Source organism: Pseudoalteromonas sp. R86517 (genome assembly GCF_042466295.1).
GTDB classification, from domain to species: Bacteria; Pseudomonadota; Gammaproteobacteria; order Enterobacterales; family Alteromonadaceae; genus Pseudoalteromonas; species Pseudoalteromonas atlantica.
Genome location: NZ_JAXHCB010000001.1, coordinates 2,049,196 through 2,070,836 on the forward strand (window position 1 = coordinate 2,049,196; position 21,641 = coordinate 2,070,836).

Here is a 21,641-nt window from a genome sequence, read left to right on the forward strand (position 1 = left end):
GTTAATTAAATAAGCGGCTATTAAGCCGCTTTTTTTATACTAATTGTACCTAACACTACAAAAGATGCAGCTAAAGCAAAAAACATCGCTTGCTGTGCGAGCAAAGCTGCTGCAAAAAATGCTACGCCGCTGCCTATAAACAGGTATCCGCTTTTTTTAGATTGGCTCATTGTGTGTGCTCCATTTATTGTTGTCGATTATTTATACACCCTACACCGGCAATTTTCAATTTTTGAAAAATAGAACTGGCAAGATGATAAATATTCGACTCACATCAGTGCTTCCTTTATATTAAAAGCCAATTTTTAAAACTATTCAGAAAACTATGGCCTCTACTTTTTTTAAAAGCGCTTGCCTAAGCCTGCTAGTCGCTCTCTTTGGTTGCTCTGAACCTGCAAGCGAGCATTCTTCTTTAGAAAATACGCCCGGCGTAAGCCTAAATAACGTTAAACAGCATATAAAAACGCTAGCCTCTGATGACTTTCAAGGTCGCGGCCCACTTACTCATGGTGAAGTAAAAACCGTGGGTTACTTGAGCGAGCAATACGAAGCTATGGGTTTAACTGGGGCGTATAATGGCAAGTTTTTACAGCCGGTAAAAATGGCAATGGTCACGGCCAATCAAAATATGCAATTGCAGGTGGGCGACTTAAAGTTTAAAGCAGGTAACGATTTTACCGCCCGTACAGAGCAATTACAGCCAGTAATAGATGTACGAAACTCTGACATTGTATTTGTGGGTTACGGTATTAATGCCCCCGAATACAACTGGAACGATTACGAAAACATTAATGTTGAAGGTAAAACCGTTATTGTATTGGTAAACGACCCAGGCTTTGCTACACAAAACGATGCGTTATTTACAGGTAATGCTATGACCTACTACGGCCGCTGGACTTACAAATACGAAGAAGCCGCACGCCAAGGTGCCAAAGCGGTATTTATTGTGCACGAAACTGCCCCTGCGGCTTACCCTTGGGGCGTGGTTGAAAGCTCAAACACAGGGACTAAATACACCCTGATGGACAATAACCTAAACGCTTCTAAGCTCCCTGTTATGGGCTGGCTAACACTTAATACTACTGAGCAAATTTTTAATGCCGCACAGCTTAACTATCAAAATTTAAAACAAAAGGCTTTAAGTGATGACTTTAAAGCCACAGCGCTTAATTTAACAGCCAACCTTTCATTTAAAAACGAAGTATCGCATGCCAAATCACATAACGTAGTTGCGCAAATTACAGGAAGCGACGCCCCTAATGAGTACGTGGTAATAGGTGCTCATTGGGATCATTTTGGTACCAAGCAAACCGACAGCGGCCCTAAAATTTATAACGGTGCAGTGGATAATGCCTCTGGCACAGCGGCCACACTTGAAATTGCCCGTATTATGAATCAAATCCACCAGCAAACACCGTTTAAACGCTCTATTTTATTTGCTAATTTTACCGCAGAAGAGACTGGCCTCATTGGCTCGCAAGAGTTTGCAACCGGTGGCGTTGTGCCCACTAAACAAATGGTCGGGCTATTAAATATTGACGGAATGAACGTGCTAGATGGCACCGATTACATTTTGCAATACGGTAACGATTTATCCACCCTAGAAAACTACCTAGCAAACGCGGCAAAAGCGCAAGGTCGCGTTGTTAAAATGGACCCTCGCCCGCAAAACGGTTTGTTTTTTAGATCAGATCATTTTTCTTTAGCTAAGCAAGGTGTGCCTAGTTTATTATTTATGAGCCTTGGCGATACCGACCCTGATTACATTGCGCATAAATACCATAAAGAAGCCGACGATTACTCGCCGCAGTGGTCATTAGGTGGCGTAAAGCAAGACATAGAGCTTATTGTTGATATAGCCACACAGCTTGCTAACAATGGCGATTGGCCTACATGGACGAGTGACTCAGACTTTAAAGCAAAGCGCGAGCAAGATAAGCCGCATTAGCAGGTAAAGTTTAAAGCTAAATAATAATCATACCAATCGCATTAAAATCCTCCTACTTGGAGGATTTTAATTTTGAGCGCGCCCGCATTAGTAAGGTTTCGGCTTTTGCTCCTAAATACACATAAATAGCCAAGGCTATTAAAAGCCCTACCACCGCAAGCATCATCGCAATGGCCGGTAATAAGTATTCAGCCTGCCCCAACGCTGCCTTAAACATGGTTAATAGCGCCTCAATAGATATTGCAATTAGCACGGTAGATATAAACCGGGTAATTGTGCGCCGTGTAGAAGAGTGTCTAAATATATCCTTATGCATTAAGATCTCTTCTTCGAGAATGGTCTTTCCTAAATCAAACACGGCCAATGCTAAAGTAATATATATAATAATGCTAAAGGGCTCGAGGGGATCAGACGCTGAGTCAAAGTGGGTAAATAATGCATATATATCGTTAAATACTATGCTCAGTAAAAAGAGTACCAAAGTAAATAAACACGCCACAATCACCCCATAACCCGCTTTAAAATAAGGCGAAATACCGGCTCGCGCGCTGTCTCCCATTACAAACTCAATTAACTGGGTTAAACATACGTCTAACACTAAATAATGCTGCTGGTTAATTGGCTTTTTTAGCTCTTTAATAGCCGAAATACATAAATGGTTAGTTGCGATAGAAATATACGGATCGGTAAAGCACACCGAATCGGTTTGTTTAGATTGTAAAAAGTAAGGGCGCTCACTTAAGTCTTGCTGATTACCTTGCTCAGCCAATTTTTTATAGGCACGCTTAAAGCAAACGTTATTGCCTTGCTGAAGCCCAGATTCGTTTAAACAATATTGCAGCTCTAAAAAGGGATATTGCTTTACTAAAAAACGCGTATCTCGATTTTTGTTAAGCCCATCTTCAATACTCATTAAAATAGAGTCAAGCAAGCTGTGTATTACTTGCTCATACTCATGGTAGCGCTCAACACTACTTATATAACTCATTCGCGCCATAATTGTGTACTCACTCAATTGCTATAGCGTTAACTAAGCAAGTTTAAAACCAAGTATAAAAAATGTTTTTATTCATAAGGTTAAGATTTTAACTTGCGCTCATTTGCACCTATTTGGTGAAAAAGCAGTTATGCCTGCGCCATGCACAAAAAAGCAGCTAAGTAAATGTTACTTAACTGCTTTGTGAGTATGACCTGATAAATTTTAAGCGCGTAAAACTACGCCATAAAATTATTGTACTTTAGAAAATTCTTGCTGTGAAAGCTCACCATTTTTATCTGTATCGAGCTTATCAAATAACCGTGCTAACTGTGCGTTGGCTTGTGCTTCTGTTTTGCTAATTACGCCATCGCCATTGGCATCAAAACTGTTAAAGTCGACCGCGGCAAACGCCGCAGATGAAGAGGCAAGGGCTAGAAGTGCGATAAATTTTTTCATAATCATTTCCTTAGGCTAAGTGCCTGGCAAAGGGGAAGAAATCCTTTTCTGAGATCCATAAAGGGAGAATCGGTTATTTGTATTCAAAAAAATCGTTTTCGGTTAGGCCATTTCGGCTTTGCATATTTAATTGCTGCACTATTTGTTCTGCTGATTGATCACTTTGGTTTATTAAAACACCTTCGCCTTGCATAGGTGTTTTAAACTCTGTATTTGCCAATACCACCGATGATGACACCAAGGTGATAAGTACAAGTGTTGTTTTCAGCTTAGTCATAATGTAATCCTTCAATAATATGCATCACCTGTATAAATTTGCACTGAGGTGGTTACAATTCACTTCCTTGTTATTCTTTTTAATAGGCTCCCTTGCCTATTTAGGTTGTCTTTGGCAACTCAGAATTATGCTTACACCACAGCGCATTAATCGTCTACGCTTGTAAAACCTCTGCTTTAAAAAGTTTACCGTTTGTGTTGGTATCAAACTTTGCAAATGTGCCAGAAAATACCAGCGCTATTGCAAGCAAAGTTGGGTATCGCTTTTACATATCGATTCCTTCGCTATGCGTTTATAATAAAATGCCCTGTGTATTACACTGTCCTTGTTATTCTTTATGGTAAGCTCCCTTGCCTACTTAGGTTGTCTTTGGCAACTCAGAATTAACGTGTCACTGGGCGTTAACTACTCAAAGCACTCACTTATGCTTTGTCGAACTCACTCTTAGATAGCTCGTTGTTTTTGTCAGTATCAAGTTTTGTAAACTGACTCATTAATTCAGCATCAGCAGATGCTTCTAACGGGCTTAGTGTGCCACTGCCATCTTTATCGAGTGTGTCAAAATCTGTTACTGCAAAAGCCGCTGATGAAGAGGCTAAAGCCATTAATACCAATGTTGATTGTGCCTTTTTCATAATGAAATCCTTCATAGGGTTAGGGGAGTAGCCAATTGGCGTTACCCACGTTTTGCTTAATACAGCTTAGCTATTACAACTTCAGTGCCATGTTTTATTTTTACTTAATAAACAATAAGTTACATGGTCGATATATGAAAACATTAAGTTTCGAGGGGTATTTTTGTTGCTTTTTAGCAACAGTTAGATGAGCCACTTAAAATAAAACAATAGAATCAACAGCTTATGATTTATAAAAAAGCCACACATGAGCTAAAAGCTAACTAAAAACATAATCTGGGGAAGTTTAAGAATAAACTAAAGCTGAACAGCTTAATTAAAACAATTAAACGCCATAAAACCTAAAACATAACCAATTGAAATATATTGACATTTAAAAAATATTTAGCGTTTATTTTTTAAAAGCATGGCAAGCCTGTAAAAAACAGGCATTTGTTGCCAAATGGCGAATTTAGTAAAAGGCAGGGATTAAAAAGGGAGTGCATTACATTTAGTTGGGCAAAACAAATTGGCGTTTTTAAAGTATAAAAACAATTTAACTACTTCCAGCCTTGACGCCATTTTTGTGTGTCTTTTAAATCTCGCCAGCGTATTGAGTACTGATTTTTAGAAAATACCGACTCGGTAATGCATTCAATTACATTACCCTCTTCATCGTATTCTACTTCCACAATTATAAAGTGTTTTTCTTTGTTGATAGCTGGAGTGGCAGTCCACTTACTGTTTAGTAATTTTTTAGGGTTTAAGTTATTCATTAAATAATCTAGTGTGCTTAATTAACACTAATACGACATAACCCGTTGTTTAGCTCAACATAAAGTTAGGCCGTATTAATGTTACTTAATCAACTTACTGGTTACTCAGCGATTAACTTACCTTTATACATTTTCATTTGGCAATGAAAGTCGTACTCACCTGCTTTTAGTGCAGGCAAAGTGATTTTATTATCTCCCATTGCAAGGCTTTCACTTACATCAAGCTGCGGGAACACCATAGTTTCGGCGCACGGTGCACTGTCTTTTCTATCAAATGTAAGTGTTACTTTTTTATTGGCCGCCACCTTTATATGACTTGGTTGATAAACGCCGTTATCTACCACTATAGTTTGCGTATTATCATTACTGTGTATTTGCTTTGGCTTATAAAGCCAAAACCAATAAATAATGGCCACTATTAATACTGCACCAAGTAAATTTATCATTAACATTATCGACTCCTTAGCGCTTATTGGTTTTATAAAAACGTAAGCGATTGGCATTGGTGACTACTGTCAGTGATGAAAGCGCCATAGCTGCGCCCGCCACTACTGGGTTTAGTAGTACACCAATAAACGGATACAACACTCCGGCTGCAATAGGAATGCCCGCAACGTTATAAATAAAGGCACCAAACAAGTTTTGTTTAATGTTTTTAATTGTTGCGCTGCTAATGGCAATAGCATCGGCAAGGCCATGCAGTGAGCCACGCATTAAGGTAATATCGGCGCTTTCTATGGCTACATCTGTACCTGTGCCAATTGCAAAACCGACATCTGCTTTAGCAAGCGCGGGGGCATCATTGATCCCATCACCCGTCATGCCTACAATCTCGCCTTGCTGTTGACGTTTAGTGACTTCGTTTACTTTATCCTCTGGCAACACTTCTGCGATAAAATCATCAATACCGACTTTTTTAGCCACAGCGTGTGCGGTCGCTTTATTATCGCCAGTGAGCATTACTAGATGAATACCTTCATTTTGCAGGCGCTTGATTGCCTGTACTGAGTCTTCTTTTAGCGGGTCCGCCACCGCAATTAAGGCCATGAGTTGGTTATTACAGGCAAAGTACATCGGGGTTTTTGCATCATTTGCAAAGGTGTGTGCTTGCTCTGTGGCGTCATCAACTGCAATCTCGTATTTATCCATAAGCGCTTTATTGCCAAATAACAGTGTTTGCTCATTCACCGTTCCACTTACACCTTTACCGGTAATGGCATCAAAGTCGGTAACTTTACTCAAGGTTACATTTTGTTTTTGAGCGTACTGTGTAATCGCCTCCGCAAGTGGGTGCTCAGAGCTACTCTCGAGGCTTGCAACTAATTGCATTACGTTATTTTCATCTGCGTTATTAAACGTTACAACATCTGTTACCTGTGGTGCACCTTGGGTGATAGTGCCGGTTTTATCTAAAATCATGGTAGTAATTTTAGAGGTAGTTTGCAGTGACTCGCCATTGCGAATTAATATGCCAAACTCGGCGGCTTTACCTATTCCCACCATTACCGACATAGGCGTTGCTAAACCCAACGCACACGGGCATGCAATAATCAGCACGGTGGTTAACGCTACCACTGCATAAGCAATTGAAGGGGCTGGGCCAAAATTCAACCATGCAAGGGCTGCTAGTATCGCAATTATCATTACTGTGGGCACAAAAATGCCCGATATAACATCGGCTAATCGCCCTATTGAAGGCTTAGAGTTTTGCGCGCGTTTTACCATATTAATGATATTGGCAAGGGTTGTTTCTTGGCCTATATGTGTGGCTTCAAATAATAATGTACCACTTTTATTAATGCTGCCAGCAACCACTTTATCGCCAGCTTGCTTACTCACTGGCATAGGCTCACCCGTGAGCATAGATTCATCTAATCTGCTGCTACCTTCGAGCACATCACCATCTACCGGGATTTTTTCGCCTGGGCGTACCCTTACATGATCGCCCTTTTGCACATCACTAATGTCTATATCTTGCTCTGCGCCATCACGTATTACACGGGCTGTTTTTGCTTGTAAGCCAATTAAACGCTTAATAGCCTGCGAAGTACGTCCACGCGCTTTCACTTCAAAAGCCAGGCCCAAACTAATTAACCCAATTATCATTGAAGAAGCTTCAAAATAAACGTGCCTTGCAACCTCAGGTAGTAAGCTAGGCGCAAGTACAACAAACATTGAATATAACCACGCAGTGCCCGTTCCCAAAGCAATTAGCGTATCCATGTTAGCACCATGATTTTTAAATGACTGCCATGCGCCTTTATAAAATTGCTTACCTGCTAAAGCCATAACGACAAACGTGATAATACCGACCACACCCCATGCAATTCGCTGGTTAGTGGTTGTCACGCTCATATCAAAAATAAGCCCATAAATCATAAGCGGTACGCCCACACTTAAAGCCAGCATCATGTTGCGCATTAGCTTTTTGTAATGTGCCTCGTCTGACTTGGCTTTTTCATCAAGCGCATCTTGCTCTGATGTGTTATCCATAGGTTTTGCGCCATAACCTATATTTTCAACGGCGCTAATTAATGTGCTTTGCTGCGCGCTGCCCTCTACTCGTACCGTGCGATCTGCAAAGTTCATTTCGACATTGTTTGCGCCTTGCACACTATTGAGGGCTTTTTCTATTTTGGCTACACAACTGCCACAATTAGCACCTTCAATAATAAAGTTTTGCTCTGTTGTTTTACTGCTACTCATTGCACATCTCCGCTTTTATTTGGCTCAACAAGTGGGTCAACAAACGTCTCTATTAAGCTACACACATCACTTGCAACAGCGCCGTCTGCCGATGTTTCCCACTGTTTTAACGCCGCTTGCATACGCACTCGTAATTTAAGGGTTTCTTGAAACAAGGCTTCGGTTTCTTCTAAACGTTTTGCAATAATTTGCCGTGTAAGTGGGCATGGGCAATGCCCTTGTTCTGACTCGCCAATGATATGCTGTATATCTTTTAGGGAAAACCCGAGCTTTCGGGCGCTTATAATAAACTGTAAACGTTGGCGGTCTGCTTTTGTATATTGTTGATAACCATTACTTTGGCTACGTATGGGCGTTAAAAGGCCTATTCGTGTGTAATGACGAACTGTATCAGGCGTTACACCCATTAACTTCGCTAATTGCTTAACATACATAATTTAGCCCCCTTAGATTTTAGAGCTCAATTGTAAACCTATGTGTGACACACAGGTCAATAGAGGGGAGCATTAAAGCATAATTTAAATTTACTGGAGCTGATAAAATAAAAGCGCGCTAATGAGCGCGCTTAAAAAGAGGCAGAGAGATTAATTTTCTTGTTGGCGAGAGGCTTTTAGCTCTTCACTTAGCTCACCGGCTATTTGCTGAATTTTTGGCATTGCATCTTGCACTAGGCTTTGCGACATTTGCATAGACTCTTGCATTACTACTGGCATTTTTTGGAGAATTTTTTGCCCTGTTTCAGTTTTATAAAACGCCAGCATGTCGGCAATTTCTTGCTCGTTAAAATGTTTGTCGTAAACGTTAACCATCATCGGCTGCATTTTTTTCCAGCTCATTTCGGTTTTAAGTACGTTGGTCATATCTGCATAGTATTTATCAAAAATAGCTTGCTCAGAGGGCTTAACACCCATTTGTGCAGACATGTTTTTCATCATGCCTTCAACTTGCCCGTACATAGAATCAACCATAGCATCCATGTTCATCACGTTTATCAGCTCATCTATTTTTTGCTGCTTAGTTGCCTCGTCAGCTAATACGCTGCCAGAAAATATAAGTAACGAAAGTAATAGTGCCTTAGCCATTGTCATATCCTTAAATATAAAAAGTTAGACCATACTCACATGATTAATACCAATCCGCAATAATACTTACTCATTTTGCGGGGCTAAACGGGTCGCTACTTACGTTAAAAAATGCTCATTCAGAACAACTAAATAGCTAATTTTTTTACTAAATTATCAACACGTTTTACCAGCTTCAGAATAAATTACTTAATTATGCGAACGGGTATAAAATAGTTTGTAAATGTTTAAACCCATACTAAAAAGGCCAAATAAAACATGTTTATTTGGCCTTTTTATCAGTGCACAGGGGCTAATCGTCTTCTACGTTATCGAGCCCTTTTGTGCCTTCTTTTGCTTTAAGCTTATGATGAATCGCTGATTTTATTAACATATACCCACTAATAGGGGCAGTGATTAATAAAAACACGGTAATTAAAATCTCTTTTACGCTTATGGTGTGCACCGACGTTGCAAAAAACACCATTGCAGCAATTAATATGCTGGCCATACCCAATGTTGTTGCTTTAGTTGGGCCGTGTAAGCGCATGTAAAAATCAGGTAATTTAATTAAGCCCAGCGACCCTATTAAAATAAATAGCCCACCAAAAAGTAGTAATATTGATACAACCCACTCGCTTATCATTTTAATATCCTATTCAATTAAGTCGCCGCGTAGTAAATACTTACATACTGCAACAGTACTTATAAAGCCAAGCATCGCGATTAATAACGCGGCTTCAAAGTACAAACCAGTGCCCATACTAATGCTGTATAAAATAATTAACGCGATAACATTAATGTACATAGTATCTAGGGCTAAAACTCTATCAGGCACTGAGGGGCCAATAATTAATCGCCATAGGTTTAACAGTAACGATAAACCAATCATGGCAAATACAATAAGTAATACAGTATCTAACATTGAAATATCTCCTTTAGGGGAGCTTCGTAGCGCTGTTTAATTTGTTTAATAAGTGCCTCTTCATCTTTTAAATCAAGCACATGTATAAGTAAATAGCGCTGTTTAGGCTTTTCGCCTTCATCTAGTGACTCAGGAATAGGATATACCTCGGCACTTACTGTACCAGGTGTAAGAGATACACAACTGGCAAGAATAGTAATGGGCATATCGTGTATTAAATCTATAGGCACTTTAACAAAAGCAGGACGTAACTTTTTAGCTGGACCAATGATTAATAAGGCTACCTGTAAATTAGCAACCACTATATCGTAAAGTACAATGAGCAATTGTTTTAGTGCCAAACCTGGTTTTAGTATTAAAGGTTGCGGATCACGTAATGAAACACTTAATAGCGGAATAAATATCGCAAAAAACGTAGCTAATACTATATGCCCTGCGGATACACTATTATTAAGCAACAACCAAATTAAAAATAAAAACAAACTACGAAACGGCGTTGGCAACCAACGATAACGGGCCTGTAACCTCATTACTCACCTCCCTTCATAACTGCATTAATGCCACCATTTATGTCATGCAATTGCGTAGCAGCACTAACCATGTATTCACTTATAGGTCCGCCAAAAATAACTAACAAAGGTGAGCACGCAAGTAGCGCTACAATTATCATCACCTGTAATGGGTGAGCATTTTCGCCCTCGGCGCTTTCTGTTTTATTGCCTTTTCTTTCCCAAAACATACTTGTACCAGCACGAGAAAGTGCAACTAATAAAACAAAACTAGCAATTAAATAGACAGGCCAAAATAGTAAGGCTTGCTCGCTATTTAAGGTTGTTTTGAGGATCCAAACTTTTCCAACAAACCCCGATAGCGGCGGCATACCTACTACGGTTAATGCAGCAATTACAAAACATGCTCCTAATAAGTAAGGTTGGTTTACGGCTCGTCCGGCAACCAGTCTATCCCCTACTTTGCCCCTTTGTGTGGCAATTAAATCAGCTAATAAAAATAGTGCAGCGCTGACTAATGTGGAGTGTACTAAATAATAAAGCAGTGCAGCTGTTGCAGTTACGTTTTGCAGTGCAATTAGAGCGACTAACGTGCCCACTGATACAACAACTAAATTTGCCGTTAACTTACGTAAATCTTGCGCAGCCATTACGCCAATTGCACCAACCACTATAGTCGCAATGGCTAAGCCCCATAACCACGATTGCGCCATATGTTCAAGCTCACCGGCTTGCTCACCAAAAATAACGGTATAAACGCGCAGCATGGCGTATACACCCACCTTGGTCATAATAGCAAATAAAGCGGCAACCACAGGCTTTGCACTGGCATAAGTATTTGGTAGCCACAAGTGCAAAGGGAGCAATGCGGCTTTTAAAGCAAATACAACTAACAGCAGTAATCCGCCGGCCTTCGCCAAATAGACATCATCGCCAGTCAACAGGGCTACTTTTTGCGTCATATCAGCGATGTTTAATGTACCCAGTACGCCGTATAAAATACCTAAACCAATTAAAAATACGCTCGAGCCAACCAAATTTAATATTACATATTGGAGCGCTGCACGGGTATTTTGTTTATCTCCGGCATGCATAAGTAGTGAGTATGAGGCAATCAACAACACCTCAAAAAATACAAATACATTAAATAAGTCACCCGTTAAAAATGCCCCATTAACACCTAATATTAAAAAATGAACTAATGGATGAAAAAAGTTTCCTTTTGCATCATCGCCGGCACAGCCATATAAAATGACTCCCATTCCTAAAAAGGATGTAAGTGCAACCAATAAAGTAGAAAGCATATCGGCAACAAGCACTATGCCAAAAGGAGCAGACCAATCACCAATAGCGTATACATTGATACCACTGTTATATACATGGATTAACAGCAATGCACTGACAATAAATGTGATCACCGCCATGATTGACGAGGCAATACGGCGAATACGTAAACTTTTACCACAGGGTGGCAAAAGCAATATTACCGCTGCCAACATAGGTAATAAAATAGGCAAAGAGGTTAAATGTTGAATCATTTTTGCTCCTTGCTATCGGTTGCACTTTTGATGATTTGCCCATCAACATGATCGCTCCCTAAATCGGCTCTACCACGTATAGCTAAAATAACCACAAACGCAGTCATTGCAAACCCTATCACTATTGCAGTAAGTACTAGTGCTTGAGGTAAAGGGTCGGCATATTCAGCACCTGTACCAAGCACAACCGCTTTATTTATGGTTAAGCGACCCGCAGAAAACAAAAATAAGTTAACGGCATAGGAAATCATAGTAAGGCCAAGCACTACCGGAAACGTACGGGCTCTTAGCAGTAAAAACACACCACAACTAACTAATACACCAACGCAAGATGCGTACAATAGCTCCATTAAATATTTACCTCTTTTTTCTGGGTATCTGCTGTCATGTTGCCAAGGCTTGCTAATATCATTAACGTGGCTCCAACCACTGTTAAATAAACGCCTAAATCAAACACAATTGCGCTTGCAAGTTCTGTTTTGCCAATAAATGGGATATCGAAATAATCAAACCACGTAGTTAAAAACGGCCGTTCAAAGAACCAGCTACCGACTCCAGTAAACAAGGCAATACCGATACCTGATGCAATAATTTTCCGGTAGTTGACTGCAAAGCGCTCGCTAATCCAAGCTGAGCCATGAGCCATGTACTGCAAAATAAAGGCAATTGATGTTACTAACCCTGCAATAAAGCCACCGCCAGGTAAGTTATGACCACGTAAGAAAATATAAGCCGATACTAATAATGCAAGCGGTAATAAGCTATGCGAAATACTGGCAAGTAGTATAGGGTGGCGCTCGCGTGCCCATGGGCGCCCTTCACCATCACTAGCTGGCATGAACAATGGAATACGAGAAAGCACTTTAAATATACCCAACGCTGCAATACCCAATACGGTTATTTCGCCTAGGGTGTCAAAGCCCCTAAAATCAACCAAAATAACGTTTACTACATTGGTACCGCCACCACCTGTTTTGGCATTGGCTATGAAAAAATCTGATATCGACTCGAGTGGGCGTGTAAGTAATGCATAACATATACTTGCCACCACAACACCTAATGTTGAGGCTATCCCTAAATCTCTGAGTACTCGTAACGAGCTAGACTCTTTAGGCGTATGTTGTGGTAAGAAAAACAACGCCAACATTAATAAAATAACGGTTGCTACTTCTACCGTTAATTGCGTAAGCGCTAAGTCGGGCGCAGAAAAACGCGTAAACGCCACCGACACCATAAGTCCTACAATAGAAATCATTAGTAACGCAACTACGCGTGAGCGATGCCAAATAACGGTAGCAAAAGCACCTATAATCAGTAGGCCTGCACCTATTGCGTTATGCACATCAACCGGAATACGCGGCATACTTCCCGCTAATTGTTGCATTTCAAATAATGGCCAACCGGCACATAACAATACCACCGCCAGCATTACAAAAATGTAGCGTTGTAATGAGCCGTTTTCGATAGTGTTTACCCTGCTTTGGCACCAATTAATAACCTTAAGCACAATTAGCTCAAAGGTTTTTTTAGCATTAAGTGGCGGTAATGATGCTTGAAATTGAAATAGGTATTTACGATTTATATAAATAAACAAACCACCCACTACCGCCATGGCGCTCATTAATAGCGGTAAGTTAAAACCATGCCATATAGCCAGTTCGTACTCTGGTACCTTTTGGCCAAGTACAGCCAAAGACGCAGCAGATAAAATGCCATCGACTGAAAAATGCGGGAACAAACCAACCAGCACACACAGCACAACCAGTACTTCAATAGGGAGTCGCATGTAACGCGGAGCCTCATGCGGCTGGCGTGGTAAATCAATTGGTTCGCCATTAAAAAATACATCGTGAATAAAACGCGACGAATAAGCCACCGATAACGCCCCTGCAATAGTGGCTAACACCGGGATTAACCACGACATAGAGCCAAGCACTTGCTGATGTAAGGTTTCGGCAAAAAACATTTCTTTAGATAAAAAGCCATTAAGCAATGGTACACCCGCCATTGAAGCAGCCGCAACCATGGCAAGTGTGGCCGTATACGGTAAATACCGCCACATACCATTAAGCTTACGCATATCACGAGTGCCGGTTTCATGGTCAATTATACCTGCTGCCATAAATAGCGAGGCTTTAAACGTGGCATGATTAATAATATGGAATATTGCCGCCACAGTAGAGAGCTCAGTATCTAGGCCCAATAACAGGGTAATTAACCCTAAATGGCTAATGGTTGAGTACGCTAACAGGCCTTTTAAATCGTGTTTAAATAAGGCGATATAAGCGCCAAATAAAAGCGTTGTTAAACCGGTTAAACCAACCAGTAAAAACCAAGTATCTGTACCTGAAAGTACTGGGTGAAAACGCGCTAACAAAAATATACCTGCTTTTACCATAGTCGCAGAGTGTAAATACGCGCTAACAGGGGTTGGGGCTGCCATAGCGTGAGGTAGCCAAAAATGAAATGGAAACTGTGCCGATTTAGTAAATGCACCTAGCAAAACTAATACCAGTGCTGTTTCGTATAAATCATGTGATTGAACAATTGCCTTGCTAGCTAAAATTACATCTAGGTCGTAACTGCCAACTATATCGGCCACTAACATTAAACCTGCCAGCAATGCTAAGCCACCAGCACCGGTAACAGCTAGCGCCATGCGAGCGCCCTTTCGTGCTTCTGTTTTATGCCACCAATAGCTAATTAATAAAAACGAGCTAATGCTGGTCAATTCCCAAAACAGCCAAAGCTGAATAACATTGTTAGACATAACAATGCCCAGCATTGCGGTCATAAACAGCAATAAGTAACTATACAGCTTAGCTAAGGAGTCGTTTTTACTCAGATAATAACGTGCGTAGGTAATTACCAGTATGCCTATGCCTAAAATCATAAACATAAACAGTAAGCTCAAGCCATCAAGACGAAATGATAAGTCCAGTCCAACAGCGGGGATCCACGTTACAGCATAACGAATCGTTTCACCTGCTAAAATAGCGGGGGTGTGGTATAGCGTAATACCTAATGCTGCTAAAGGGGCAAGTACAGTGACAGCTGCAGCTTGCGTACGGGATAGTTTGCCGGTGCATGAAGAAATAACACTGCCAATTAAGGATAACAAAGGTATCCAGAGCAAAGTCATAATGTAGGGCCTTTTATAATCATAAGTTTATCCTTACGTTTTATACATCACGAAAAGATGCTTTTACTGTCTGTTTTTAAACGACATTAATACGTACAGTTATACTTATAAACGGCCATTTTGTCTATAGATAGCAAGCCTAATCGATTTAAATTTAATCAAGCTGAGCGGTTTTAGCAGCATTGATTTGATCAACCCACAAAGCCCTGTACCGCTTTGATAAACCTAGTTGTTGATACTGCATAATTGACCATTGCTTAGCTGGCTTATATGCCACGCCGCCTTGCTGGCAACTTAAGCTTTTGTGCCATCCATTTGGCGCAGCCTCACCTTGCGAAATATATAAATTTGGGGCTACGTATCCTTGGCGTTTACACAACCAGCGCTGTTTAGAAATAGGCAGCGTATATTCATCTTCAAAACCACTAAAGTGCATTAGCTCATGCAAAAATACATTATAGTTTGCCTGGGTACTTAGCTGCATTTTTTTACCTGTTACATTGGCGCTGCCGCTCGTACCCATAATTACAGTGTAGTCATAGCCGTTAGTAGACTGCGCTTTTAAGTGCGCGTTTTGCCATAAGCAATTAGCCATGCCCGAGGTGGTAGCGCAGTCAATTGCGCCCCCAGCGTAAACCGGTTTACTTAAGCAATACGCCCCGCTTTGCGGCTCAGGTTTTTTATTATACTGCGCGGCAAAACTTGATAACTTAAACAAGGCTTCTCTATTTACACCTAATAGCTGCACATTGTAACTACAGCTATTGTTAATCGGCGGGCGTGTATTTAACGCTGCAAAACCAAGCTGATGTAAAAAGGAAGGCGAAACTTGCTCATAGTCACTCCCTTTGTGCAGCGCTAAATGGTTAAATGCTGCGCCTTTAGGCAGTAAGTTTTGAGCTAACAATAGTTGAAGGTCATTCCAGCGCCCTTGCTTTAAAAGAGCATGCGCGAGTTGTTGGCGCTTGTTATGCCCAACATGCTCAATACTTTGTAGCCAAAATAACTTTGCTTGCTCGTTTTTGCTTGCATTGATAAGCGTTAAAGAATAATTGTACTGGGCTGATGGGATATTTTTACGCGCTAAAAAGCCTAAGGTCAGCTCGGGAAGATGCGCTATATTATTTGAAAAGTAACGGGGAAATTGCCAATAACTTTGCAGAGGATTAGCCTGAGCGTGAAGTACATGCCAAAAGCTAATGCTGCTTAACTGGTTGCTAGAGCCTGCAATAAGCAGGCTAAAAAGCAAACCAATTAGATAACACGGGTATTTAACTAGCGTCTGCACCAGCCATAAGCTCAAGCTCTAAACGTGCATATTTGTATTCAATAAACTCATGCACATTAGTGGATAATGCCAACCTAAAGTAATCAGCAGCTAAAAACTGCTCACCGGCTGCTTGGTGCATTTTGGCTAAGTAAAAGTACGCCTCGCATAAGCGCTGTGCGTATTCTTGCTCTGATTTAACGCCCTCGCTAATACCCGATAAAAACGTATGCTCACTCATATCGCCGGTATAAAGCGAAATTAACTGATACGCCCATTGCGATTCATCAAGGGCTGCAGCATTTGTTTTAAGAGCCGCTAATGCTTGTTGTTTATCCTCTTGCGACTGTGCAAGGTAAAGCCATAAAACACGGTAAGGATCGTTGGGTGAACGCGCTAAAAACTCATCAAAGTCACTTTGCGCTAGATTTGCTCTTTCACCATAATACAGTGCAATGCCACGGTTTAAATAAGCGTATTCATGCTCTTCATTAAGCTCAAGGGCTGAGTCAAAAAACTCATACGCTTTTTCGTATTGCTGCATTAAAGTGTGCTGAATACCTAAAAAGTTATACACCTCAGCTAAATCAGGCTTTAGTTTTATAGCGCGGTTAAAATCAATGCGCGATAACGTGGTCATTCCTAAGCTATCAAATAATACTCCACGGTCATAATAAAGCTTAGCTTGTTGCTCGGTACTTAAATCGGCTCTATTTAATAGCTCAGAGTAACGTGCAATCGCAATTTCACTTCTAAAGTCAGATGCAAGGGGTGCAGTAAAAGGCACATTAACAATCGGCGTAGGTTTTGATTCAGTCGTGGTTTGGCAAGCGCTTAAAGACAAAATAGCAAAAGATGCCAAAGCTAAATGTTTGAGTATCATTAAAATCCTTAATACCAAGATATATCGCAATAAAAATAAGACAGACCTTGTCTAATAAGGTTTCATTAAAGCATAAAAAAAGGGGCTAAACAGCCCCTTTTTTATTATCCCGCGTATATTAACGGGTTAAAGTTTAGCAATTATGCGTCTTTTGACTCATCAGCTGCAGGTGCTGCTGATTCCATTGCTTCTTTAATGCTTAGACGTACACGGCCTTGGCGGTCTACTTCTAGTACTTTAACTTTAACTTCTTGACCTTCACTTAAGTGGTCAGTTACGTTGTTAACACGCTCTGTGCTGATTTGAGAAATATGCACTAGGCCATCTTTACCAGGAAGAATGTTTACAAACGCACCAAAGTCAACAATACGTACAACTTTACCAGTGTAGATAGTACCTACTTCTAGTTCTGCTGTTAATTGCTCAATACGTGTAATTGCGTTTTGCGCGCTTTCACCGTCTGTTGCAGCAATCTTAATTGTACCGTCGTCTTCAATTTCAATTGTTGTGCCTGTCTCTTCAGTAAGTTGACGGATTGTAGCGCCACCTTTACCAATTACTTCAGCAATCTTCTTAGCAGGAATTTGCATAGTGTAGATGCGAGGAGCAAACATTGATAATTCTTCAGAAGGAGCAGAAATCGCTTCATCCATCACACCTAAAATGTGTAAACGTGCAGCTTTTGCTTGTTTAAGCGCAATTTGCATGATTTCTTGTGTGATACCTTCAATCTTGATATCCATTTGTAGTGCAGTGATACCGTTAGTAGTACCTGCTACTTTAAAGTCCATGTCACCTAAGTGATCTTCATCACCTAAGATATCTGAAAGAACAACAAACTTCTCATCTTCTTTCACAAGACCCATCGCGATACCCGCAACAGACGCTTTAATTGGTACACCCGCGTTCATAAGAGCTAGTGACGTACCACAAACAGATGCCATTGAAGACGAACCGTTAGATTCAGTGATTTCAGATACAACACGAATTGAGTAAGGGAACTCAGTAAGTGTAGGCATTACAGCAGAAATACCACGCTTAGCTAGGTTACCGTGACCAATTTCACGACGCTTAGGAGAACCTACAAAACCAGTTTCACCTACACAGAATGGAGGGAAGTTGTAGTTAAGCATAAAGTGGTTTTTGTGTGTGCCCGTTAAATCATCGATTAACTGTGAATCACGTTCTGTACCAAGTGTAGCTGTAACTAATGCTTGAGTTTCACCACGAGTAAAGATTGCAGAACCGTGAGTACGTGGTAATACGCCTGTCATTACGTCTAATGCACGGATCATGTCTGGTTCGCGACCATCGATACGTTTTTCACCAGCAGTGATGCGGCCACGTACAATTTTCTTCTCTAAAGAACCAAATACTTTACCTACTTCTTGCTTATCAAGTGTTTCATCTTCAGCAAGCTCGCTTGTAAGCGCTTCAATTACAGCGTCTTTTGCTGCAGTTAATGCTTCTTTACGCGCTACTTTATCGGTAATACGGTAAGCTTCACCTACTTTATCAGCTGCAAGTTCAGCTACTTTTTCTTCAAGCGATACGTTTTTCTCAGGTGCAGACCAATCCCATGTAGGCTTGCCCGCTTCTGCTTTAAATTCGTTGATTGCGTTGATAATAGCTTGAGATTGCTCATGGCCGTATACAACCGCGCCTAGCATTACGTCTTCAGCTAGTACGTCAGCTTCTGATTCAACCATTAGTACTGCGTTATCAGTACCTGCAACTACTAAATCAAGTTGGCTTTCTTCAAGCTCTTTTAGTGTTGGGTTAAGTACGTACTCACCGTTGATGTAACCAACGCGTGATGCACCAATTGGGCCGCTAAATGGGATACCAGAGATAGCAAGTGCTGCTGATGTACCAATCATCGCAACCATATCTGGTTGGATTTCAGGGTTTACAGAAACAACAGTTGCAATAACTTGTACTTCGTTTACGAAACCATTTGGGAAAAGTGGACGAATTGGACGGTCAATAAGACGTGCAATAAGTGTTTCGCCATCGTTAGGACGACCTTCACGCTTTAAGAAACCACCCGGGATACGACCCGCAGCGTACATACGCTCTTGGTAGTTAACTGTTAGTGGGAAAAAGTCTTGACCAGGTTGAGCTTCACGCTTACCAACTACAGTAACTAATACTGACGTGTCGCCGATGCTTGCTAATACTGCGCCGTCTGCTTGACGTGCGATTGCACCTGTTTCTAGGGTAACTGTGTGTTGACCTAGTTGAAATTCTTTAATAATTGCTTGCACTTAAAATATTCCTTAAATGTTTTTATATTTCATTAATAAGTGTCATTAAAAGGGCCAATTACAGTACATAATTGTATTCAGTTGGAAATCAATTAAGTACTACAATTGGCAAAATTTTTAATGACTGCAGATAACCTATTTATCTACGCGCATAGTATATACCAAAGCGACGTAAAATTGCGAGCCTACCCAAAGATAAAACGTAATCGCTTTTGCCACATTATTTTTTAATTGTTTTATCGCAAAGCGTTTAATTAAGCGTGTAATTTTTAGCTATTAAAAACCTTTAGATAACTAGGTGAATAATTCGCTATTAAATTGTTCTTAAAGATATTTTTAACGCAGTGGTTGCAAGCGTTGCCTACCCTTAATTGTTAAGTGCTAGCACAAGGTTGGTGTTATTTATATTAAAGGGAGATTAAGTTAACGATGGAGTGTGAAGCGTTAAATTTAGGCACAAAAAAAGGAGCTATAAAGCTCCTTTTCTCGTAATCAAGTTCTTAGCGACGTAGGCCAAGCTCTTGGATTAACGCAGTATAACGCGAGATATCTTTACCTTTAAGGTAATCAAGCAATTTACGGCGAGTACTTACTTTACGAAGCAGACCACGACGTGAGTGGAAGTCATGCTTGTGGTCAGCAAAGTGACCTTGAAGCTTGTTGATATCAAAAGTAAGTAAAGCTACTTGTACTTCAGGTGAACCAGTGTCGCCTTCAGCACGTGCAAATTTAGCAATGATATCGATTTTTTCTTGATTGCTTAGTGACATAATAACTCCAAAAGTTAAATTTAATAGGTGCTTTAGCCGATCACTAATTCAGCCAAAACGATTAAGCGGGCGTATTCTACCAACTATGAGAATAACTACAAGTTAAAGTTTACTCGGGTTGCTGATTAGACAAGCCGCGCTTTGATTTTAAATGCCCGTCAGGGTGGCGCTCACCGGTGCCAATAAATACACCATCAGCAAGAACTTTAATTGCCCCTTCGGGTAAATCAGTGCCTAGTACGACTGCTTGTCCATGGCTAAACGAAACACCCTGCTCTTTGCTAATTTCTACAACGGGTAAATCAACCAATGCACTATCCATTGGCAATAGTAATTCATCAAGGTATGTAGAAGGGGCAACCTCTTCTTCTTTAGCCTTGGCTAATAAGGTTTCAAGGTGCTCAAGCGATACCATTTTATCTTTAGGGTAATGGCCAACCGCTGAGCGATGCAGCATAATAACATGTGCGCCACAGCCTAGGTTTTCACCTAAATCATCAACAATGGTACGAATGTACGTCCCTTTAGATACATGGGCGGTCATTTGTACTTCGTTATTTGCTTCATCAAACTCATCAAGCGTTAAGCTAAACACGTTTATTTTTCGGCATTTACGCGGTACTTCAATGCCTTCACGCGCGTATTTATATAAAGGCTTACCTTCATATTTAAGCGCTGAGTACATTGATGGATACTGATCTGACTCGCCTAAAAACTTTTCAATTTCTGCAGCTAACTGTTCAGTGGTAACGTTTACGTCACGTGTTTCAACCACTTCGCCATCTGAATCAGAGGTAGTTGTGCGCTCACCTAACTTTGCTCTTACCACATAAGTTTTATCTGTATCGAGCAAAAATTGGGTAAACTTGGTCGCTTCACCAAAGCAAATAGGCAGCATGCCAGTGGCCAGTGGGTCTAGCGCACCGGTATGGCCAGCTTTTTGGGCAAAATAAATACCTTTAGCTTGCTGTAGGGCTTTGTTCGATGAAATGCCTTGAGGTTTGTTTAACAACAAAATACCATCAATCGGACGGCCTTTACTGCGTCTTGCCATTAGTCTTTAGTGCCTTCTTCGCTATCAGTTTCATCATCAACATGTTTAGCGTTATCTTCGCGAATAACAGAGTCCACTAAGTTAGAGATACGCATCCCTTCCATTAGTGAGTTATCTACTACAAATTTAAGCTCAGGCATTATACGAGCACGAATACGCTTACCCAATAACGAGCGGATATAGCCCGTTGCTTCGTTAAGTATTTTTGCGCTTTCTTTTGCTTTGTTTTCATCTTCGGTATTAAACACCGTAATAAAAACTTTTGCGTAAGATAAATCGCGCGATACTTCTACCGCAGACACTGTCACCATGCCTAAGCGCGGATCTTTAATTTCGCGTTGTAAAATTACAGCAATTTCTTTTTGAATTTGCTGAGCAACACGATCAGTGCGAGAAAATTCTCTCATGATTGTTTTCCTAAAATCATAACTTACTGAATTAAAATAATAAGTTAATTAAATAATGGATA

General features: G+C 40.6%; 23 protein-coding genes. 1 reads left to right on the forward strand and 22 read right to left on the reverse strand.

Translation table 11 applies throughout. The annotated features are described in order from the left end of the window. Positions 1-20: 20 nt before the first annotated feature. Positions 21-170, reverse strand: a complete 150-nt coding sequence (locus SJY38_RS09215) for a hypothetical protein (protein ID WP_024033773.1) — start codon at positions 168-170, stop codon at positions 21-23. A 155-nt stretch (positions 171-325) separates the two neighbouring features. Here SJY38_RS09215 and SJY38_RS09220 point away from each other — a divergent pair, with 155 nt between their 5' ends. Beyond that, complete coding sequence (locus tag SJY38_RS09220) at positions 326-1,948, forward strand: M28 family metallopeptidase (RefSeq protein WP_377109649.1); 1,623 nt, start codon at positions 326-328, stop codon at positions 1,946-1,948. A gap of 52 nt (positions 1,949-2,000) precedes the next feature. Here the strand turns inward: SJY38_RS09220 and SJY38_RS09225 are convergent, their stop codons facing one another. The 21 genes from SJY38_RS09225 to rbfA form a co-directional block, all read right to left on the reverse strand. Further along, a complete protein-coding gene (locus SJY38_RS09225) occupies positions 2,001-2,945 on the reverse strand; it encodes an EAL-associated domain-containing protein (protein WP_248462488.1) in 945 nt (314 codons plus the stop codon). Positions 2,946-3,176: 231 nt separating this feature from the next. Then, a complete protein-coding gene (locus SJY38_RS09230) occupies positions 3,177-3,383 on the reverse strand; it encodes an EF-hand domain-containing protein (RefSeq protein ID WP_029772194.1) in 207 nt (68 codons plus the stop codon). A 73-nt stretch (positions 3,384-3,456) separates the two neighbouring features. After that, positions 3,457-3,660 carry a calmodulin gene (locus SJY38_RS09235; RefSeq protein WP_286939063.1) on the reverse strand — a complete coding sequence of 68 codons (204 nt, stop codon included), beginning with the start codon at positions 3,658-3,660 and terminating at the stop codon, positions 3,457-3,459. Positions 3,661-4,082: 422 nt separating this feature from the next. Further along, on the reverse strand, positions 4,083-4,295 hold the full coding sequence (locus SJY38_RS09240; protein WP_004585903.1) for a calmodulin-like protein: 213 nt from the start codon (positions 4,293-4,295) through the stop codon (positions 4,083-4,085). A gap of 539 nt (positions 4,296-4,834) precedes the next feature. Continuing rightward, entirely contained in the window at positions 4,835-5,050 is a 216-nt protein-coding gene (locus SJY38_RS09245) for a TIGR02450 family Trp-rich protein (protein ID WP_024033778.1), read from the reverse strand. A 101-nt stretch (positions 5,051-5,151) separates the two neighbouring features. Next, positions 5,152-5,502: a cupredoxin domain-containing protein gene (locus SJY38_RS09250; protein WP_024033779.1), complete on the reverse strand. Its 351-nt coding sequence runs from the start codon at positions 5,500-5,502 to the stop codon at positions 5,152-5,154. Between the two features lie 10 nt (positions 5,503-5,512). Beyond that, entirely contained in the window at positions 5,513-7,756 is a 2,244-nt protein-coding gene (locus SJY38_RS09255; RefSeq protein WP_286742700.1) for a heavy metal translocating P-type ATPase, read from the reverse strand. After that, the gene (locus SJY38_RS09260; protein WP_024033781.1) at positions 7,753-8,190 is read right to left on the reverse strand and encodes a MerR family transcriptional regulator; all 438 of its coding nucleotides are present in this window, start codon (positions 8,188-8,190) and stop codon (positions 7,753-7,755) included. The genes SJY38_RS09255 and SJY38_RS09260 overlap by 4 nt, the downstream gene beginning before the upstream one ends. A 150-nt stretch (positions 8,191-8,340) precedes the next feature. Then, the gene (locus SJY38_RS09265) at positions 8,341-8,838 is read right to left on the reverse strand and encodes a DUF2059 domain-containing protein (RefSeq protein WP_054982209.1); all 498 of its coding nucleotides are present in this window, start codon (positions 8,836-8,838) and stop codon (positions 8,341-8,343) included. Between the two features lie 292 nt (positions 8,839-9,130). Next, positions 9,131-9,463 carry a Na+/H+ antiporter subunit G gene (locus tag SJY38_RS09270; RefSeq protein WP_004585897.1) on the reverse strand — a complete coding sequence of 111 codons (333 nt, stop codon included), beginning with the start codon at positions 9,461-9,463 and terminating at the stop codon, positions 9,131-9,133. A gap of 9 nt (positions 9,464-9,472) precedes the next feature. Continuing rightward, positions 9,473-9,742, reverse strand: a complete 270-nt coding sequence (locus SJY38_RS09275) for a K+/H+ antiporter subunit F (RefSeq protein WP_004585896.1) — start codon at positions 9,740-9,742, stop codon at positions 9,473-9,475. Next, a complete protein-coding gene (locus SJY38_RS09280) occupies positions 9,736-10,272 on the reverse strand; it encodes a Na+/H+ antiporter subunit E (RefSeq protein ID WP_029772199.1) in 537 nt (178 codons plus the stop codon). The genes SJY38_RS09275 and SJY38_RS09280 overlap by 7 nt, the downstream gene beginning before the upstream one ends. Continuing rightward, complete coding sequence (locus SJY38_RS09285; protein WP_377109650.1) at positions 10,272-11,789, reverse strand: monovalent cation/H+ antiporter subunit D; 1,518 nt, start codon at positions 11,787-11,789, stop codon at positions 10,272-10,274. Before SJY38_RS09285 ends, SJY38_RS09280 begins: the two co-directional genes overlap by 1 nt. Further along, on the reverse strand, positions 11,786-12,139 hold the full coding sequence (locus SJY38_RS09290; RefSeq protein WP_377109651.1) for a Na+/H+ antiporter subunit C: 354 nt from the start codon (positions 12,137-12,139) through the stop codon (positions 11,786-11,788). The genes SJY38_RS09285 and SJY38_RS09290 overlap by 4 nt, the downstream gene beginning before the upstream one ends. Next, on the reverse strand, positions 12,139-14,931 hold the full coding sequence (locus SJY38_RS09295) for a monovalent cation/H+ antiporter subunit A (protein ID WP_024033786.1): 2,793 nt from the start codon (positions 14,929-14,931) through the stop codon (positions 12,139-12,141). The genes SJY38_RS09290 and SJY38_RS09295 overlap by 1 nt, the downstream gene beginning before the upstream one ends. A 154-nt stretch (positions 14,932-15,085) precedes the next feature. Then, entirely contained in the window at positions 15,086-16,219 is a 1,134-nt protein-coding gene (locus tag SJY38_RS09300) for a hypothetical protein (RefSeq protein WP_377109652.1), read from the reverse strand. After that, positions 16,203-17,081, reverse strand: a complete 879-nt coding sequence (gene nlpI / locus SJY38_RS09305; RefSeq protein WP_029773956.1) for a lipoprotein NlpI — start codon at positions 17,079-17,081, stop codon at positions 16,203-16,205. Before nlpI ends, SJY38_RS09300 begins: the two co-directional genes overlap by 17 nt. 140 nt (positions 17,082-17,221) lie before the next feature. Beyond that, positions 17,222-19,348 (reverse strand): polyribonucleotide nucleotidyltransferase, encoded by a 2,127-nt coding sequence (gene pnp, locus SJY38_RS09310; protein WP_004585889.1) that lies wholly within the window; start codon positions 19,346-19,348, stop codon positions 17,222-17,224. Between the two features lie 500 nt (positions 19,349-19,848). After that, the gene (gene rpsO / locus SJY38_RS09315) at positions 19,849-20,118 is read right to left on the reverse strand and encodes a 30S ribosomal protein S15 (protein ID WP_004585888.1); all 270 of its coding nucleotides are present in this window, start codon (positions 20,116-20,118) and stop codon (positions 19,849-19,851) included. 109 nt (positions 20,119-20,227) lie between these two features. After that, positions 20,228-21,172, reverse strand: coding sequence for a tRNA pseudouridine(55) synthase TruB (truB, locus tag SJY38_RS09320; RefSeq protein ID WP_377109653.1), 945 nt, complete (start codon positions 21,170-21,172; stop codon positions 20,228-20,230). Beyond that, positions 21,172-21,579: a 30S ribosome-binding factor RbfA gene (gene rbfA / locus SJY38_RS09325; RefSeq protein ID WP_004585886.1), complete on the reverse strand. Its 408-nt coding sequence runs from the start codon at positions 21,577-21,579 to the stop codon at positions 21,172-21,174. The genes truB and rbfA overlap by 1 nt, the downstream gene beginning before the upstream one ends. Positions 21,580-21,641: the final 62 nt, after the last annotated feature.